At 41.7% G+C, this 17,444-nt stretch carries 15 protein-coding genes and 2 pseudogenes; 13 read left to right on the top strand and 4 right to left on the bottom strand.

Annotated features, from left to right (window positions below; translation table 11 throughout):
- The first annotated feature begins 83 nt into the window (after positions 1-83).
- The 4 genes from ACP8HI_RS18525 to mutY all read left to right on the top strand — a co-directional run bounded on the left by ACP8HI_RS18525 (position 84) and on the right by mutY (position 3,643).
- Positions 84-518: a BrxA/BrxB family bacilliredoxin gene (locus ACP8HI_RS18525; protein WP_438347654.1), complete on the top strand. Its 435-nt coding sequence runs from the start codon at positions 84-86 to the stop codon at positions 516-518.
- Positions 519-637: 119 nt separating this feature from the next.
- Complete coding sequence (gene nadE / locus ACP8HI_RS18520; protein ID WP_438347653.1) at positions 638-1,447, top strand: ammonia-dependent NAD(+) synthetase; 810 nt, start codon at positions 638-640, stop codon at positions 1,445-1,447.
- A gap of 579 nt (positions 1,448-2,026) precedes the next feature.
- Positions 2,027-2,425 carry a holo-ACP synthase gene (gene acpS, locus ACP8HI_RS18515; protein WP_438347652.1) on the top strand — a complete coding sequence of 133 codons (399 nt, stop codon included), beginning with the start codon at positions 2,027-2,029 and terminating at the stop codon, positions 2,423-2,425.
- Between the two features lie 57 nt (positions 2,426-2,482).
- Positions 2,483-3,643, top strand: coding sequence for an A/G-specific adenine glycosylase (gene mutY / locus ACP8HI_RS18510; protein ID WP_438347651.1), 1,161 nt, complete (start codon positions 2,483-2,485; stop codon positions 3,641-3,643).
- Positions 3,644-3,795: 152 nt separating this feature from the next.
- Here the strand turns inward: mutY and ACP8HI_RS18505 are convergent, their stop codons facing one another.
- Positions 3,796-4,407 (bottom strand): superoxide dismutase, encoded by a 612-nt coding sequence (locus tag ACP8HI_RS18505; RefSeq protein WP_438347650.1) that lies wholly within the window; start codon positions 4,405-4,407, stop codon positions 3,796-3,798.
- Positions 4,408-5,134: 727 nt separating this feature from the next.
- Here ACP8HI_RS18505 and ACP8HI_RS18500 point away from each other — a divergent pair.
- The 6 genes and pseudogenes from ACP8HI_RS18500 (at position 5,135) to folE (ending at position 10,256) form a co-directional block, all read left to right on the top strand.
- Positions 5,135-5,560, top strand: coding sequence for a GNAT family N-acetyltransferase (locus tag ACP8HI_RS18500; RefSeq protein WP_438347649.1), 426 nt, complete (start codon positions 5,135-5,137; stop codon positions 5,558-5,560).
- 287 nt (positions 5,561-5,847) lie between these two features.
- Positions 5,848-6,453, top strand: a complete 606-nt coding sequence (gene lepB, locus ACP8HI_RS18495; protein ID WP_438347648.1) for a signal peptidase I — start codon at positions 5,848-5,850, stop codon at positions 6,451-6,453.
- Positions 6,454-6,482: 29 nt separating this feature from the next.
- Positions 6,483-8,233: pseudogene (gene queG / locus ACP8HI_RS18490) on the top strand (tRNA epoxyqueuosine(34) reductase QueG).
- Positions 8,234-8,259: 26 nt separating this feature from the next.
- The gene (locus tag ACP8HI_RS18485; RefSeq protein WP_438347647.1) at positions 8,260-9,291 is read left to right on the top strand and encodes an HD-GYP domain-containing protein; all 1,032 of its coding nucleotides are present in this window, start codon (positions 8,260-8,262) and stop codon (positions 9,289-9,291) included.
- 92 nt (positions 9,292-9,383) lie between these two features.
- The gene (locus ACP8HI_RS18480) at positions 9,384-9,617 is read left to right on the top strand and encodes a YneF family protein (RefSeq protein ID WP_438347646.1); all 234 of its coding nucleotides are present in this window, start codon (positions 9,384-9,386) and stop codon (positions 9,615-9,617) included.
- Between the two features lie 45 nt (positions 9,618-9,662).
- Positions 9,663-10,256: a GTP cyclohydrolase I FolE gene (gene folE / locus ACP8HI_RS18475; protein ID WP_438347645.1), complete on the top strand. Its 594-nt coding sequence runs from the start codon at positions 9,663-9,665 to the stop codon at positions 10,254-10,256.
- A gap of 148 nt (positions 10,257-10,404) precedes the next feature.
- Here folE and ACP8HI_RS18470 read toward each other — a convergent pair whose 3' ends face one another.
- Complete coding sequence (locus tag ACP8HI_RS18470; protein WP_438347644.1) at positions 10,405-11,427, bottom strand: alpha/beta hydrolase; 1,023 nt, start codon at positions 11,425-11,427, stop codon at positions 10,405-10,407.
- Between the two features lie 168 nt (positions 11,428-11,595).
- On the opposite strand from ACP8HI_RS18470, the gene ACP8HI_RS18465 reads away from it, so the two are divergent.
- Together ACP8HI_RS18465 and ACP8HI_RS18460 are read left to right on the top strand one after the other, a co-directional pair.
- Positions 11,596-12,339 (top strand): IclR family transcriptional regulator, encoded by a 744-nt coding sequence (locus tag ACP8HI_RS18465; RefSeq protein ID WP_438347643.1) that lies wholly within the window; start codon positions 11,596-11,598, stop codon positions 12,337-12,339.
- 329 nt (positions 12,340-12,668) lie between these two features.
- Positions 12,669-12,767, top strand: a pseudogene (locus tag ACP8HI_RS18460) (cold shock domain-containing protein); the annotation flags it as partial.
- A gap of 304 nt (positions 12,768-13,071) precedes the next feature.
- Here the strand turns inward: ACP8HI_RS18460 and ACP8HI_RS18455 are convergent.
- Complete coding sequence (locus tag ACP8HI_RS18455) at positions 13,072-15,084, bottom strand: hypothetical protein (RefSeq protein ID WP_438347642.1); 2,013 nt, start codon at positions 15,082-15,084, stop codon at positions 13,072-13,074.
- Between the two features lie 294 nt (positions 15,085-15,378).
- On the opposite strand from ACP8HI_RS18455, the gene ACP8HI_RS18450 reads away from it, so the two are divergent.
- The gene (locus ACP8HI_RS18450) at positions 15,379-16,374 is read left to right on the top strand and encodes a zinc-dependent alcohol dehydrogenase (RefSeq protein ID WP_438347641.1); all 996 of its coding nucleotides are present in this window, start codon (positions 15,379-15,381) and stop codon (positions 16,372-16,374) included.
- Between the two features lie 25 nt (positions 16,375-16,399).
- Here ACP8HI_RS18450 and ACP8HI_RS18445 read toward each other — a convergent pair whose 3' ends face one another.
- On the bottom strand, positions 16,400-17,311 hold the full coding sequence (locus ACP8HI_RS18445; RefSeq protein WP_438347640.1) for an AraC family transcriptional regulator: 912 nt from the start codon (positions 17,309-17,311) through the stop codon (positions 16,400-16,402).
- Between the last annotated feature and the right edge of the window lie 133 nt (positions 17,312-17,444).

Raw genomic sequence — 17,444 nt, 5'->3', positions numbered from 1 at the left:
CCATTGCTTGCTTTCAAACAATCAGAATAGGTATAATCATAGTAATGATTTCAATTTTAACTATTATTGAGGAGTGAATAAGAATGGCTATGTCTTTTGATCGATATATGCAGGACATGATTCAACCGATGCGGGATGAATTAACAGGTTTAGGAATTACGGAACTCAGAACGCCTGAAGAAGTAGAGGGGAATGTACCCAATGGAAAAGGGACAGCCTTGATCGTTATCAATTCAGTGTGTGGTTGTGCTGCTGGACAGTGTCGTCCTGGAGTAGCCTCGGCTTTGGAACACAGCGTTGTGCCTGACCAGTTGTATACTGTGTTTGCTGGACAGGATAAAGAAGCAACAGCTAAAGTACGTGAGTATTTCGCACCATATGCTCCATCATCCCCTTCGATAGCATTGATGAAAGATGGAGAACTCGTTCATTTCATAGAACGTCATCAAATAGAAGATAGATCAGCGCAAGAAATTGCTGCAGAACTAACGGATGCTTTTGATCGTTTGTGTAAGTAATTACTTGGCATAAGTTGCATCATAAACCCCGAAGTTGTGGCAGTCTGACAGCTCCGGGGTTTTGTATAGAATGATTCATTTCACAGGTTATCATTTTTAGGGATAGGGGTGTCTTTGTCATGAGTTTACAAGAACAAATCATTGCGAAATTAAGGGTAAAACCTTCTATAAATGTGGAATCTGAGGTTAAGGAGAGAGTGGCCTTTCTTAAAGATTATGTGAAGAAGGCAGGCTCTACTGGACTTCTTATTGCGATCAGTGGTGGGATTGATAGTGCGGTCGCTGCTGGTTTATGCAAAATGGCCACGGATGAATTATCTGTAGAAACAGGTCGAGATTACATGACGCTTGGTGTATTTCAGCCCTATGGTACACAGGAAGATATTGATCATAGCTATGCTGTAGCGAAGGCATTCGATCTTAAACATACGGCGGAGACGAATATCGAAGATGCAGTAACCGAAGTAGCATTGGAAGTGGAGCAGGGTCTCAAGGGTCTGGGAATACATCGTCATATGACACATCAAGGCAAGGGAAATGTCAAAGCGAGGACGCGTATGGTTATGCAGTACGCATTATCCTTTGAATTGAACTTAATTGTCGTAGGAACGGATCATGCATCTGAATCGATTACAGGATTTTATACCAAATGGGGTGATGGCGCGGTAGATATTACACCACTTAGTTCCCTCAATAAGCGTCAAGTACGCCAGCTTGCGGCATATCTTGGTGTGCCACAGCCCATATTGGATAAAGTGCCTACTGCTGGGCTATGGGATGGCCAGACAGATGAAGCTGAATTAGGTCTTACCTATGACGAGAATAGCGATTATCTGGAGGGGAAAGAAATTGCCCCGGCATCGAGGGAGCGTCTGGAGAGCATTTACGCAAGATCGGCTCACAAGCGTAATTCCATACCAGGAATATAAGAGTGATGTTAAAGCTGCTTAGCGGTGTCCTTGATGAATGAGTGACTATGGTGGGTGGGAATAAGTGTAAGCTTCCGATGCTAGTGAACCTTTGTATCGTAAGCAGGTATTGGCTACTTCCGTCGTTAATGGCGGAACGTAAACCGTTCACTCCCTCCCTACTTATCACTAAGTAGTAGGCACATTGCGTCTTTGCTAACCACTAATAGTTGCAAAAGGAACACCTGAAATCATTAGAATTCCTCAATCGCTAAGTTTAGTTACACGGATGACATCTAAATTACTGAGAACCATCAATTTTCACATATCCCCTTGTTTTAACTGTTATTTTCGCAACTAATTCTCTCTCCCCAACCATTCCTTCTAAAGTAAGTGATTTTTCTGCAACTATTCATCCTCATTTCTGTTGTACGAAGCTTATCTTTCCAAAGTTAGAGATATTCCGTCTCGCATTCAAGTATCCGTCACTGCATGCAACTGTATTTTTTGTGGTAGCAGGAATTGTCGCAACATAAGTCAGTGACTGTTACAATAAAGAGTAGGCGATACAGCAGATAGGTACGGAAGGTGTGAGTAGAAATGATCTATGGAGTCGGTCACGATCTATTAGAAATTAAACGAATAGAACAGATACTAAGTGGAAGAAATGGACAAGCGTTTATGCAACGTATATTGACATTAAAGGAATATGAAATAGCTCGAAATCGAGGCAGGAAGATGGCCGAGTTTACAGCAGGAAGATTTACTGCCAAGGAGGCTATAGTCAAAGCATTTGGCTGTGGTATTGGTGGGATTATTAATTTTGGGGATATAGAGGTGCTTCCCGATGCCTTGGGGAAACCGAAGGTGGAATTAAGCGAGCAAGCATGGGGGAAGTTGAACCTCTCAGCGCAAGCGGAAGAGTATGCTATTCATTTGAGTATTACCCATCAAAGGGAGCTTGCATCTGCTTTTGCTGTCATTGAGAGATTAACTTGAGCTGAGCTTAAGCCAGATTGTAAGCCTAGGAATACAAGATAGATAAGGAGAAGCAGCATGTCTAACGTTGAACAACAACGCTATTTCAGTGAGAATTTACTGGAATGGTATCTTGAGAATCGACGGGATTTACCTTGGCGGCGCCATCGTAACCCTTATTATATTTGGATATCTGAAATTATGCTTCAGCAAACACGTGTAGATACAGTCATTCCTTACTTCAATCGATTTATTGAAAGGTTCCCAACGGTTGAGGATCTAGCAAATGCTCCAGAACAGGATGTGTTGAAGTGCTGGGAGGGACTTGGTTACTATTCTCGTGCACGTAATTTACAGTACGCTGCCCAACAGGTACTAGATTTGCACGGAGGTCAGGTGCCGAGTGACAAAGAGAGTGTTCTTGCACTTAAGGGCGTGGGTCCGTATACAGCAGGAGCCGTTCTTAGCATTGCCTATAATCAGCCGGAACCGGCCGTAGATGGTAATGTGATGAGGGTGTTGTCCAGATACTTCTTAATCGAAGAAGACATCATGAAAGCTAGTACGCGTGTTCTGATGGAAAGATTAGTGGTGGATTTGATTCCGGAAGGACAGGCTTCTCACTTTAATCAGGCACTCATGGAGCTTGGCGCTTTGGTATGTACACCAAAGTCTCCTTATTGCTTAACCTGTCCTGTCATGGTGCACTGTGAGGCAAGGATTGCAGGGAAGGAGGGCGAGCTTCCTATCAAATCGAAGAGTAAGCCACCACGTCCAGAACAGCGAATTGTTGGACTTATTGAAGGACAAGGGACTCATGCTGGACACGTATTGATTAGACAACGTCCAGAGAGTGGCTTGCTTGCTCGGATGTGGGAACTTCCACATATCATATCGCCCATAGCTCGCGGAGGCAGAGTAGCAGATCAGAACGCGCAGGAACTACTAGGTCAAGAGTTGTTAATAGAAGGTATTCCAGCCAGACGTATGGAGCATTTCATGGATATAGAGCATATCTTCAGTCATATTCGTTGGAAGCTTCAGGTCTATCATTGCAAGGAAGAGGAGCAATCGCTTGTAGCGGAGAGCACAGCATCTTATTCACTTGATGAAGCAGACATTGGGGATCCGATTACTGAGTATCGCTGGATTGATGAAGCGGACATGGCATCATACGCCTTCCCCAATGTATTTCTGAAAATTATTAATGCATATTTCGAAGAGAAGAGGGCCAAATAGTAGCAACTTATCCTCAGGGTTATATCCTTATCTTATAGTTCAAAAAGAATGATCCATCCGATTAAGGATGGATCATTCTTTAAAATAATAAGAAAGGGTAAGTATTACTTAATACTCTTCTTATATTTCCATATAGAATTAAAATGACTTAATTATTTAGCAGCTGCGTAACGTTTGCTAACCGCATCCCAGTTAACTACGCTCCAGAAAGCAGAAATATAGTCAGGGCGTTTGTTTTGATATTTCAAGTAGTAAGCATGCTCCCATACGTCAAGACCAAGAATTGGAGTCAAGCCTTCGCTAAGTGGATTGTCTTGGTTAGGTGTGCTTGTTACAGCTAGTTTGCCGTCTTTACCAACAACAAGCCATGCCCATCCGCTTCCGAAACGAGTAGTAGCTGCTTTGGCAAAGTCTTCTTTAAATTTATCAAGACCACCAAGCTCGCTCTCAATCGCTTGTGCTAGTTCGCCAGCTGGGTTTCCGCCACCGTTTGGACCAATGGTTTCCCAGAATAGGCTATGGTTTGCGTGTCCGCCACCGTTATTACGAACAGCGGTACGAATTTCTTCAGGAACGCTACCAAGACCTGTAAGCAATTCTTCAATCGTTTTGCTTTGCAGCTCAGGGGCTTTTTCCAGTGCCACATTCAAATTGGTAACATATGCGTTATGGTGACGATCGTGGTGAATTTCCATTGTTTGTGCATCGATGTGTGGTTCCAACGCATCGTTTGAATAAGGTAGAGCTGGTAGTTGAAATGCCATGGTAAATTACCTCCTGTGTATTGTTTAGTATTCATCCTATGAACAAAGGAACTTGTAAGATGAAGTTCAAAAGGTCATCTTTTGATCACGAAGTATAGCAAGAGGCCTATTCGACGTCGAAGATTGAATTCAGCCGGTCCTTCCGGTGCTCACGTAGGTACTGCCTACGCTCCGCTCCTCACTCCCTTGCTTCATCCAATCTTCTTGGTGCTGAAAATCTGACTTTTCGAACTCGAACTTGTAAGTATCCTTCATACAACATATGTAAAGATTTGGAGTGTACAAAGATATGAATATCGTCTTTAGTTCATTCCTGCAAGTTGTATTGAACTAAAGAAATGTAGTCTAACTTTAGTTCATTCTAACAGCCTACATATATAATTAAACCGTATTTAACAGATTAAATCAACATGTATGTTTGTAAAGTCGGATTGTTGATTACTAATTTACAAAACATAATTTATATTACCCTAGTGTTAAACGAAATATACAATAATAAATTACAATTGAATGGAAATAGACCAAAAGATACTAAAAAACATAGATGTAAAACGCTTACATAAGAAAACGAGTGTATTCTCGAGATAAATGTGGTTTAATGGACTAGCAAGAACGAATTTCAGTTTATTTGTCGTAATTATTATATTCGAGGTTATTGTAAAAGTTCGTTTTTTGTAACTTTTATGTAAACTATCGGATAATGCTAACGAAAAGGGAGATTTATAATATGCATGTTCGTTCCTTTCAGTTAAGTGACTGTACACCAGTAACTGAACTTCTTCAGGTTGCTTTATCTGAGGAGTGTTTTGAGAATACCATTCAACCATTCTCTAGGCAGCTCCAATGGGATTCCGACCTGATCATGGTAGCAGAAGAAGATGGAGAAATTGTGGGCACCTTAATCGGTACGATTGAGAACAACCATGGTTGTTATTTCAGAATTGCTATTCACCCAGACTATCGGCGTAGAGGGATTGGTAAAGCCCTTGTTAAAGCCATGGAACAGCGTTTTAAACAACGTAAAGTGAGTCGTATTATGATTGCCGGAGACGAACAGAATATTTCAGCGATGCCATTATTTGAAACTATGGGTTACGGAGCTAATAAAATTATGGAGGCTTTCCAGAAACTTAGTATCGTGGCACACTTGTAGAGTTAGGTAAAATAGTTACGTATATAGAATATGACTTAGTTTTTCCAATATCAAGCATATCGTGCAACCGTTGCAAAAGCGGAGCGGATATGCTTTTCTATTTATATGGAGATTTGAAAATATAAGCTAGTATAAGTTACACTCAATACGGACTCTTTATATTTCTCGCTGAGACGTAATACCGAGGAGTGATACGAAGTGTCGCTAGCTTCTGAAGCATAAACTTCTAAAAGGGGACGGCACAGCCGTTTCTTTTTGAAATAATCAGTAAAAAGAAGAGGTGTAATATGAGTAACAATGAATCATTAGAAGGAGTTACGCTAGAAAGTACTAACTCACCTAATGCAATAACTGGAGAACATAAACCAGGATGGAAAGCAGAATTATGGGACTGGATCAAAACACTTGTTGTTGTATTTGTAATCATGTCGTTGCTTAATATATTTGTATTTAATTTGTCCATGGTTAAAGGGCAATCCATGCAACCAACATTAGTAGAACGAGAGCGCTTGTTCATTAATAAAATAATCTACACCTTCTCAGCACCTAAACAGGGTGAAGTTGTTGTGCTACATGATCCAAGCCAAGATGATAGCAGGAAAGAGTTTCTTGTTAAGCGTGTCATCGGTGTTCCTGGAGATGTGGTTGAGGTTAAAGATCATCAACTATATCTCAATGGTCAACTCCAACAAGAGGAGTATATTGATGTAAGTATTCAAGATCAGGATTTCTTGGAGATCAAGCTAGGAGAGGATCAATATTTCGTCATGGGCGATAATCGTCATCTAGGAGAGAGCAAGGATAGTCGTTATTTCGGAACGGTAGCATCGAATTTGATTGTTGGAAGGGCAGAGTTTATATTTTGGCCATTCAATAAAGTTAGAGGATTATAATCTTTGAAAGACAAGGAGACGATGGGGAGATGAAGATACAACATACGCAATTACAGTCACCTTATGCTCCCTCGCCATCCTTCTGGGAACAACTAAAGAAGGAGATTCAATTAGCTGCACCTAGTTTAGGTATTGATGATATTGGTTTTGCTACAGCGGATCCGTTTGTTTCGCTGAAGTCACTTTTGCAGGACCAACGTGATAAGGGATATGAATCAGGCTTCGAAGAGCCAGATTTAGATAAAAGAGTAACACCTACATTAGCTTCATCTCAACCCGCATCACTGATCGCGATTGCTGTGGCCTATCCATCCAAAATGGAGAGCCCTCCAAAATCAGAACCGGGTGCTAACCGGGGGATGTTCGCTCGGACTGCATGGGGAAGAGATTATCATTACGTGCTACGGGAAGCGATGGAGAAGCTTGAGAACTTTATTCGGGAACGTGTTCCAGAAGCGGTAATAGAAAGCATGGTTGATACGGGTGCTCTAGTAGATCGCGCAGTTGCTGAGCGAGCGGGTATAGGTTTTAGTGGGAAGAACTGTTTAATTATTTCGCCGAAATGGGGTTCGTGGATATATCTGGGGGAACTCGTTACGAATATACCATTTTCACCAGACACACCTGTAACAGAAGATTGTGGGGAGTGCACGAAATGTCTTGAGGCATGTCCGACGGGAGCGCTCGTAGGTCCAGGGCAAATCAATGCAAAGATCTGTATTTCATTCTTAACGCAAACGAAAGGCTTGTTGGAAGATGAACAGATGATCAAGATTGGAAATCGATTATATGGCTGCGATACTTGTCAAATTGTCTGTCCCAAAAATCGTGGCAAGAGTTGGAATCATAATGAACAACTTCTACCAGATCCTGAAATAGCAAAGTCACTTCTGTTTCCTATTCTTGATCTAAGTAACCGAGAATTTAAGAAGCAATTTGGAGGGAGCGCAGCAGCATGGAGAGGGAAGAACCCTATTCAGCGAAATGCTATTATTGCACTGGGTAATTTCAAAGATCGTTCCGCCATACCGAGACTGGAAGAAGTGTTGTTAAAGGACCCTAGAATAGAGATAAGGGGAACAGCTGCGTGGGCGTTGGGACGTATTGGAGGCGAGGATGCTTTGAACAGTGTCATAAAGGGAATGGCTGTAGAACAAGAGGAGTCGGTGTTGCAAATGCTCAGACAAGCCAAAGAAAAGCTACAACCGTCTAATGTGGAAGTGAAAGAGTTATGAAGAATTCAAATGAAATGATTTATTATGATGAAATGACAACTCCTATTGGAATATTGACATTGTTTGCATCGGAGATAGGGATCTGTCGAGTTGAATTTGGATCGTATTCTCTTAGAGAGTCTTTCGTGCAGCAGTGGTCGCGTAATTGGGCAATAGATGCTGAATTTGTACATGATGAAGAACGACTAACTGAGGCGAAAATACAGTTGGAACAATACTTCGCAGGCGAACGGAAACAATTTGATCTTCCGACGGATATGAGAGGTACGCCATTTCAACTACAAGTATGGGCCTCACTTGCCGATATTGCTTATGGGGAGACAATTACCTATATACAAATGGCGGAGGCAATTGAACGTCCTAGGGCAGTAAAAGCTGTTGAAGGAGCTAATAATAAAAATCCGATACCGCTTATAGTGCCCTGCCATCGTATTGTTGGTAAGGAAGGGTCTCTAGTAGGCTATAGTGGAGGTCTAGAAATCAAAAGACACCTCTTGTCTATAGAAGGATCGTTAACTGAAAGAAATAATACCAATAAAAGTTAGTGGATTATATGGGGGAACAATCATTCATGAGATATGCAAATATTGCAGATGTAGAAGCAGGACAGTTCCTCGGTAAATCTGTATATTCTGGGAATGGAACAGTGCTCTTATCAGCAGGAGTTCAACTCACAGTATATATGGTCAATACACTTAATCGGATCGGCGTAACAATGCTGTATATTCAAGACCCTTTATTTGATGATGTTGAGGTTGAGGATATGTTACAAGAAGCGACCAAGCAGAGTCTTATTCATGGAATAAACGACACATTTGAAGCAGTGCGATCAGGTAAGGAATGGAATGTAAAAAATATTGGTACAAGTATCGACATGCTTTTGTCCGATGTTATAAGTAATAAAGAGCTACTCATCGAATTAACGGATATTCGTACTGTCGATAACGCACAGTATGTGCATGCTATGAACGTTTGTTTATTATCCACGGTTATGGGGATTAATTTAGGTCTAAATTATATTCAGACGAAAGAACTAGCCATTGGAGCCCTGTTACATGACCTAGGGAAGAACGGTTTGTTATTGGAAGATGAGATATCACCTAGTGTGAGAGAGCATCATACATGGCGTGGATTTGAGAAGATCAAGAACAAACGGGAATTCAATCTTCTGATTGCGCATGTGGCGTTACAGCATCATGAAAGAGTCGATGGATTCGGTATTCCACGAGGGTTGTCAGGGGATGAAATTCATATCTATGCCAAGATCGTTGCTGTTGCCAATACGTATGATCATTTAATCAGTCATTTGGATGGAGATAAGGCGCTACTTCCACATGAGGCTTGTGAGAAAATGATGGCGATGTCGGAACAACAGCTGGATAGGGACGTGTTGATCCAGTTTACAAGAATGGTATCGATTTACCCGAACGGAACAGCTGTCCGTCTGTCCACGAAAGAAACTGGTGTAGTAGTGAGTCAGCACAGAGGACTTCCAGGACGACCCGTAGTACGTATTATACGTAACAATGGCAATGATCTGGATATTAAGGAAGTAGATTTAGCTCAGGAAACAACCATCTTTATCGAGGCGGAACTCGCCTAGAATTATATTTGCTAGCGATTAAAGGACATGCTATGATATGTTCGTGCGCAAGCAAGTTAGACAAACAAATGTAAATGTCGAGGTGGCTGAGAATGGATATTGCACTTCCTATTATCACTTTAATTGTAGGATTAGTTGGTGGGTTTTTCATAGGTGTATATTACTTACGCAAACAGATGGAGAAAATGCAAAGTAATCCAGAAATGCTTCAAAAGATGGCCAAACAGATGGGGTATAATTTGAATGGCAAACAGATGCAGAAAGCACAGCAGATGATGAAGAATCAGCCGGCTGTTCCCAAGAGAGGCCAAAGCCGTAAAAGGTAAGTAATCTTTCTATCTGGGAGTTCGGCCGAGAGAGGAAGAGATATTATGGCTGGAGTTAAAGACTATTCAAATACTGATGTAGGTAAAAATCGTGAGAAGATAGAGTATCACATTGAGCAAATATTAAATTTAATCGGTGAAGATGCTAAGCGAGAAGGATTGCTTGAGACACCAGCGCGCGTTACACGTATGTACGAGGAAATTTTTGCTGGTTATGAAGTAGATCCTCGTGATGTACTAGGCGTGACGTTTGATGAGAATCATGAGGAACTTGTTATTGTAAAAGATATTGTGTATTACAGCCAATGCGAACATCACATGGCACCTTTCTTTGGCAAAATTCATATCGGATATATCCCAAGTGGCAAAATTGCTGGACTCAGTAAGTTTGCGCGATTGGTTGATGCGATAACTCGTCGCCTGCAGGTGCAGGAACGGATCACATCGCAAATTGCAGATATTATCAATGAAGTGTTGCAACCTAATGGTGTGATGGTTGTCGTAGAAGGGGAGCATTTATGCATGTGCTCTCGAGGTGTGAAGAAATCGGGTAGTAAGACGGTAACTTCTGCCGTAAGAGGAGTGTTCCGCGAGGATTCCGCTTCACGTGCGGAGTTTCTATCATTGATTAGAGATTAGACAACATAAAGCTGTATGTAAGAAGAAGTCAAATAAGTAATAAAGAGGCTCTGTCGCCAAGACAGAGCCTCTTTATCAAAATATAAGAAAGTATAAGTTTCACTTCATACTCCAATTCTTATATTTCGGCAGAGATGGATACCGTCCTTCAAAAGGACGGCGCAGCCGTTTCTGCTTGCTTGTTTAAGGATGTTTTTACTTTTCCAAGGAATGAAGAAACGCGGTGCAAGTATTCACGAGAATGTTCTCGAAAGATGAGTTCATGATGGCTATTATCAACAATCCATGCGTCAGAGAGTGAATTAGTTTGATTGGAAGCTAACACTTCGGCAATCCCAAAGGGCGCTTTGACGTCCTTTGTTCCATGTATAAAGAAGACAGGGAAGGGATAATCATAGCTCTTGACTTGTTGGTATGGTATTTGGTTCAAGCTTGTACCGTTCAATATTGGAAATAATACCTGTAAAATCTCCAATGAGGGATGTCGAGGTAAGTTAATCTGATTCTTAATATTGTGATACAGTGTGTCTGGCTCCAAGAGAAAGGTGCTGTCAAGAATCATGGCATCCACATCCTCTGTCTGTAGACCTGCTTGAAGTGCAGTACCTGCTCCCATGGAAAATCCCCATACAATAATTTGTTCTGCATCTCGTTCTTTAGCAAGCTTGATAGCTCCTAGTAGTTGTTGAGTTTCAATCTTGCCACCCGTAGCAACATCTTTATTGTATTGGGCTGCAAATCCATAATCGAACATCAGTACATTATAATTGAGGCTGTGTGCATAATGAGCAAGATCATACATAGGAACCCAGGATTCCTCGCGATTAGCTCCATAACCGTGGCTGAATACAATCGTTCTCTGGGAGCCTTCAGCAGGAATATACCAACCATGCATCATACGGCTGTCATCGAGCGCAGGGAAAGTAACATTCTCATAATTCATAGATTTGGCCTGTAAGGGATTAGAGTACAATGAAGCGACAGTTGGATTCGATAATACCCAGGCAATATAAGCGTGTAAGGCAACGAAACAAAAGATGAGGAAAAAGATAGACGTCATTAGTAATGCGACTATAATATGCTTAGCGCGTACGAAACGCGGTGAGATCCGTATGGATGGCTTATGAATGGGTTGAGAGCCAGGGCCAGTAGTATTAGTTATAGTGTTCATATGTGGCCTCCTTATGTCTCATATTTATCGTATGCCTCGATGGAATTAAAGTCAATGCAGTATGTACATTTGTAAGCTAATTGTAATATGTAGACTTTAATCTCGTTATTTCATATAATTATGTAACCATGTTTCACGTGGTGAAACGATAAAGAGGGGCGATTCATCTTGGAAGATCGCAAACTGACGGTCCGATCCGTAGAGCGGGCACTTGATATATTATTATGTTTCACTAGGAATGTTGATCTAGGTCTGACGGAGATTGCTGGACAGATTGGTCTCCATAAGAGTACTGTTCATCGATTACTTTCGACGCTTGAGGAAAGGGGATTTGTTACACGGGATAAGTCGACAGAGAAGTATCGACTTGGAATGAAGATATGGGAGTTATCTACGCATTTGTCGCAAAGTGATGACCCGGCCACATTGTTATTGCCAGCAATGGAGAAATTGAGGGACCGATTGGGTGAAACGGTTAGCCTTTATTTACGTGAGGGTAATGAAAGACTCCGTATACAGGCAGTTCAGAGCAACCAAGCTATTCGGCGCGTGGCCCAGGTTGGTGCAAGGCTTCCATTATTTGTTGGAGCATCTAGCAAGGTTCTTGTTGCGTTTGCAACTGCAGAAGAACAGGCAGAACTGTTGAATACCCCCGAATGGTCATCCATTGTAGATCGTAGTAGCTACATGAAGCAGTTGCTTGATATACGAGAGTGCGGATATGCCACGAGCTTTGAAGAGAGGGAGCCTGGAGCAGCAGCTATCTCGGTTCCAATCTTTAATCGTAATGGCATTGTTGTCGCTGCACTATCCGTATCAGGTCCAGTGAACCGGCTATCCATGAATACATTGGATGAATATGCACCACTTCTAGTGGAAGCAGCACATGATATGGGGTTAATGATTTCATAGTAACAAAACCATGAGTTACTTCAATCATTAGGAACAGTATCATTACTTAATCACAAATTCATCCATACTTGTTTTGGATCAGTCAAGCAGACCTTATTATAGTGAAGCTGGGGAAAAAACGAAAAAAGTGATCTCAAATACTACAAGATGATAGAACGAAAAAAAATTGCTTTCACAATCCAGAATCAACATGGAAATTCGTCAATTATAAAAAAAATAGTATCAGTTCTGGACAGTCAAAAGTTCTCGGAAAATGACCATATGCTAACATATATCGATTCTTTATTAAGTGAATTCCGAACATGGTTCTCCAGAAAAGCCGTTAAGTTGGAGACGGTTATAAATCTTTGGATGAAGGTCAACGTGTAGAATTTAATACCACACAAGGCAATCGCGGCTCACAAGCTGAGAATGTCGTAAAACTCTAATCTAGAGCTTAATAATACTGTCTCAAACATATTGTTTGGGGCAGTATTATTTTTTTGCAACGTATGTAACAAATACTAGTCCAAGGCAGGTTAAGAAATGATTGCGTTGGATTCGACTTCCCTCGCTTCCACCGTGAAAAACCACAACCGCATGAGGCTGTGGTTTTTCTTTAAAATATAAGAAAGCATAAGTTTCACTGGATACTCTAATCCTTATATTTCCACTGAAACGGGTACCGTCCTTGATAAAGGACGGTACCCGTTTCTACTTGACTCCTGCTAATAAAGGTCGTTAGAAGTGACGCTAATTCTCTTGTTTAGCAAATGCAGGATAACGAAGAAGTTTCGTTGCGCTAGCTACGTACAGATTATCTTGCTTGTCCATCGTGAACAAGGAAGTATTATTTCGTATTAGCGTATAATCCATCGTCTCTGGATCAATTACGACCAATCTTTCTCCGGCATTGGAATAAAGCAGACCATCACTGCTGAAGCGTTGATATACCGGACGCCATTTGCCGTATTGTGTTATATCGGGATGAATATTTCTTGATTTAACGACCTCGAACGTAATTGGGTCAAATGCGAATACAATGCCATTGGCTGCTGCCCATATGAATCCGTCCGGCCCAAACACCAAGCCGCTGATCATCTGCAGGTTGGCGAGTCCTTCGATCTTTGGCTCCCACTCATATCGCTTTACCTTAGCGCGAACATCCCACACAAACAGCTTTGCGCGAGTTCCGACTGGAATACTTCCAAGACCCCCAAATATCGAAGTGGAGCCATAGATCCATCCATCTTTATATAGCAAGCTTGCGATACTTTGATCTTGGACCACATTGCGGTTAACTTCGACTTGCGGTTTACCGCTTGCAACGGATGCCACAGGGTCGTAGATTGTTAATGCTCCACCACTTTTGGAATACCCGGGAATCGTACCGATTAACAGCTTGCCGTCACCCTCAGTCACTACAAATGGACGATCTTGTTCATCTCCGATGTGGAACAATAGTTCAGGTCCAGTCACAATAGGAAGAGGTGACTTGGTGTCCCAAGCGGAGATTTCAGCTTTAGGATATACACCAAAATATATCGTATCACCTACATGCCCGATTCCTTCTGATTGCTCAAGTGGAAATAAAGTGAATTCACCTGTATGAATATTATACTGAGCACCTTCTGATCCCATAAAAGTGCTCAGATAGATATTCCCGTCTGGTCCAGTTTCAAGCGTTTGGATATTAATTCCCTGACCTTTTAGTAAATTAGGGAGTACTTTCTTCAATTTTTGCTTTGGATCATACAAAACTATCTTACCGTCATAGGAGATCGTGACCATTGCGCCATTAATGAATTCAGGGTGATTGGGTAAATGAAGCCATTTGCAATTGCGAATACTTTCATCGAAATCGATAACAGGTTGTTCAGTCAGCATGGCAATATCAATCTCCCACATATGCTTATCAGACATCTTGCTCGTATATAATTTGCCGTCCTTATAACCGGATACACTTCTGGTCCCCCGAATATCCTCAAAAGTTCTATCTTTCCATGAGTGCTCCTCACAGTCATAAATGTGCATGATTGAAGGACCACTGTAAAAGGCGAACAAAAATTTATCATAAATTTCAATGTCGTATACGAAGCCCATCTGATTGTACTTCCCTTGATAAACAGGGTCATCTGGCGTTCCAGGAGGCTCAATCCTCGTCTTACCTAGCGTTGCTAGGTCAATTCTCCATACTCGTCCGTTGTAGGAGCCTGTCCCTGCATAGATACAACGATCATGATAGGCGAGGCTTCGGATATAATCTTCCTTGTCATCAACAGGAGCATTCAGCAAGTCTGTAATAGCAAGCGTATTGGCATCAATCTTAAATACACGACCATGGATGCTGTCAGAATAAATACCTCCGTAGACATTGCCTTGCTCATCAGCTGTAAGCGACCAGATCGATGAGGTTCCAGCAATCGGAATACCTAGATCTGACACGTGCTTGGTATCTGGTGAATAGACGAACATTTTATGAGAAGCTCCGATATAGACACGACCGTCTTTGGTTATCAGATGATTCCATGCGTTTGATGTATCTTGAAGATTGAAAGAGCGAATGAGCGAATTGGTATCAAGGTTAATGACATGAAAAGTGGCGAATTGGCCTGAAGCATCGCTGCCAGTTACAGTTGTGTAGATAACGTTTGCTCCATCCTCAACACCATATGCTGCGTCAATAGTTTGGGCGGTCTGTACAGGTATGCCCAGATCTTTGGGAACTGGGGGTGCAGATTGTTCAGTATTTGATTTCTTTTGCATAATTGTGATATGTCCCTCCCAATCATTGTAGGGTTAATGTGCATCATTCGCTAAGAAATTGCAATGAACTTTCTGGATTATATTACTCTATTATACAAGATCGTGAATAAGGTTCAATTTCAATTGTTGCAAAATCTATCTTTGGAATAAAATCTGAATGTAAATTTCGTTGACGTAGGTTTCGATGAACTTCCATCCCTGTTGCATAATTATTTAAAGACGAGTTAAAGATTTGTCTATATATTAGCTCTGACGCTATCATGGGAGTAGAGTGCATAAAGGGAGGAATTAAACATGAAAGCAGTTGCTACGCAATTAGGGAAGATTGTATTGGCTGAATTGAACAAGCCTGAACTACAAGCTGGACATGTATTGATTCGTACGGAATATTCTGCTATTAGTCCTGGTACGGAGTTGGAATTTGTAAAGCGGGCATCCGATCAAATAGTAACGCTTGGTTACAGTGCGGTTGGGATTGTCGAGCAGGTAGGGGAAGGTGTTCATCATATTGAAGTTGGAGCACGTATTGCTTGCTACGGAGCGCCGTATGTGAAACATGCAGAGTGGCTGTGTGTTCCAGCTAATCTAACCGCAGTAGTGCCAAGTCATGTAGATCCTGAAGAAGCTGCATTCGCTGGTCTAGGTGCGATTGCCATACATGCACTGCGTGTAGCTGATCTTAGGTTTGGAGAGTCGGCTGTTGTTGTTGGTTTAGGTACGCTTGGGAACATGATCTCACAAATTTCTCAGGCAGCTGCCAATCGCGTAGCTGGAATTGATCTAAATAGCGAGCGTGTCGATATGCTTCGTGGACAAGGAATATTACATATGTACGATTCGCAAGAGCAATTGGAAGCTAACTTAGCAGATGCAGTTGGAGCAGCAGGAGCAGATGCGGTTCTTCTATGTGTGAGCGGTCCAGGCGAGGTGCTTATTAATAAATCGTTAGAGTGGATTCGGGATCGTGGTAAAATCGTCATTGTTGGTGATTTGACAGCAGAGTTTTCAAGAAGTCTTATGTTCCGAAAAGAAGCACAGATGCTTATTTCACGAGCAGGTGGGCCTGGTCGTTACGATAAGGGGTATGAGAGGGAGAATCGTGATTATCCGCTTGGCTTTGTTCGCTGGACTGAAGGAAGAAATATAGTGGAGTACATTCGGTTATTAGCTGAAGGACGTATATCGCTTAAGCCACTTATTACCGATGTACTCCCAATTGATCGTGCACAAGAAGCTTATGACAATTACATGAAGCCTACGAGAACAATCGCTACGATTATTAAATATTAAGATGCGAGAATCCATTTCATAGGGGTCAAGTGGAATGAAGCTGCCGAATATCGGGATTCGTATCCTCTTGTGATAGCATTTTATCCAAATACTGCTTTGGAGTGCAATTATTATACCGTTTGAACAATTCATAGAAGTGGGCTCTATTGTTAATTCCAACGGATTCAGCAATATCTTGAATACTCCGATTTTCAGTGACGAGCAAGCGCTCGGCATTCGATATCCTTTTGCGGTTGACATAATCCGTAAAGGATATCCCCATTTTTCGTTTGAAATATTTGGAGAAATGCGCATAGCTCATCCCAGCTATGCTGCATACTTCATGCATATCTATGCGTTCTGCAAGATGCTCTTGTATATAAGCTACAATAGGCTGAAGAAAGTCGCCATCCATCTGGCTGTGGGCTTGCAGCTTGTTGCGTGTGTCATAACGAAGCAGAGTCAACATGAATTGCTGCATGCGCATGCTGACAGCAAGCTCATATCCTTTTCTTTGCTGCATGATTTCGTCATGGATATCTGTAATAATACAAGCAATCTCACGTTTGGCCTCTTTATTGTCAAAAATATAGTTCATTACATCAAAAGGCTCCTTGAGCTCTGCAAAGTGACTATAATACATCATTACAGCAGGATCAAAATAGGGTTGTAAATCAACATGCAATACAATATATGACAAGGTTTCCTGGCTGATCTTGCGTGCTCTGTGCAACTGGGAAGAACCGAGTAATACAATGTCACCAGGCTCAAGCAGATAAAGTTGATTCTGAGTTTCGAATTCGTGCTGACCTTGTTCAACTAGGATGAGTTCGATTTCTTTATGATAATGCCAATTCGCTTGTTGTTTTGTTACAGGTCGATTATCCACAAAGCGCCAAACTTTGAGGCGAAGTGCGGAGTGTTGATAAATAATCGGTTCCTGAATAATTCCCGTCATGATGTAGCTCTTCCTTTCTTCGTGTAGAACTAATTTGGATACAAACTGCACATAAGTCCGCATTTACGGAAGCCTAGCAAAAGTATATCTTAAACTTGAAACGATATTCAATGAATATTCAGAAGAAAATGAG

It is taken from the genome of Paenibacillus sp. FA6 (assembly GCF_051550225.1).
Lineage (GTDB): Bacteria > Bacillota > Bacilli > Paenibacillales > Paenibacillaceae > Paenibacillus_AQ.
The sequence above is the reverse complement of the archived record's forward strand: the minus strand, read 5'-3'. Positions and strand labels throughout refer to the sequence as shown.

Coding starts and splice junctions, on each gene's coding strand:
- ACP8HI_RS18525 (WP_438347654.1), top strand. CDS start 84: ATGGCTATGTCTTTTGATCGATATATGCAGGACATGATTCAACCGATG.
- nadE (WP_438347653.1), top strand. CDS start 638: ATGAGTTTACAAGAACAAATCATTGCGAAATTAAGGGTAAAACCTTCT.
- acpS (WP_438347652.1), top strand. CDS start 2,027: ATGATCTATGGAGTCGGTCACGATCTATTAGAAATTAAACGAATAGAA.
- mutY (WP_438347651.1), top strand. CDS start 2,483: ATGTCTAACGTTGAACAACAACGCTATTTCAGTGAGAATTTACTGGAA.
- ACP8HI_RS18505 (WP_438347650.1), bottom strand. CDS start 4,407: ATGGCATTTCAACTACCAGCTCTACCTTATTCAAACGATGCGTTGGAA.
- ACP8HI_RS18500 (WP_438347649.1), top strand. CDS start 5,135: ATGCATGTTCGTTCCTTTCAGTTAAGTGACTGTACACCAGTAACTGAA.
- lepB (WP_438347648.1), top strand. CDS start 5,848: ATGAGTAACAATGAATCATTAGAAGGAGTTACGCTAGAAAGTACTAAC.
- ACP8HI_RS18485 (WP_438347647.1), top strand. CDS start 8,260: ATGAGATATGCAAATATTGCAGATGTAGAAGCAGGACAGTTCCTCGGT.
- ACP8HI_RS18480 (WP_438347646.1), top strand. CDS start 9,384: ATGGATATTGCACTTCCTATTATCACTTTAATTGTAGGATTAGTTGGT.
- folE (WP_438347645.1), top strand. CDS start 9,663: ATGGCTGGAGTTAAAGACTATTCAAATACTGATGTAGGTAAAAATCGT.
- ACP8HI_RS18470 (WP_438347644.1), bottom strand. CDS start 11,427: ATGAACACTATAACTAATACTACTGGCCCTGGCTCTCAACCCATTCAT.
- ACP8HI_RS18455 (WP_438347642.1), bottom strand. CDS start 15,084: ATGCAAAAGAAATCAAATACTGAACAATCTGCACCCCCAGTTCCCAAA.
- ACP8HI_RS18450 (WP_438347641.1), top strand. CDS start 15,379: ATGAAAGCAGTTGCTACGCAATTAGGGAAGATTGTATTGGCTGAATTG.
- ACP8HI_RS18445 (WP_438347640.1), bottom strand. CDS start 17,311: ATGACGGGAATTATTCAGGAACCGATTATTTATCAACACTCCGCACTT.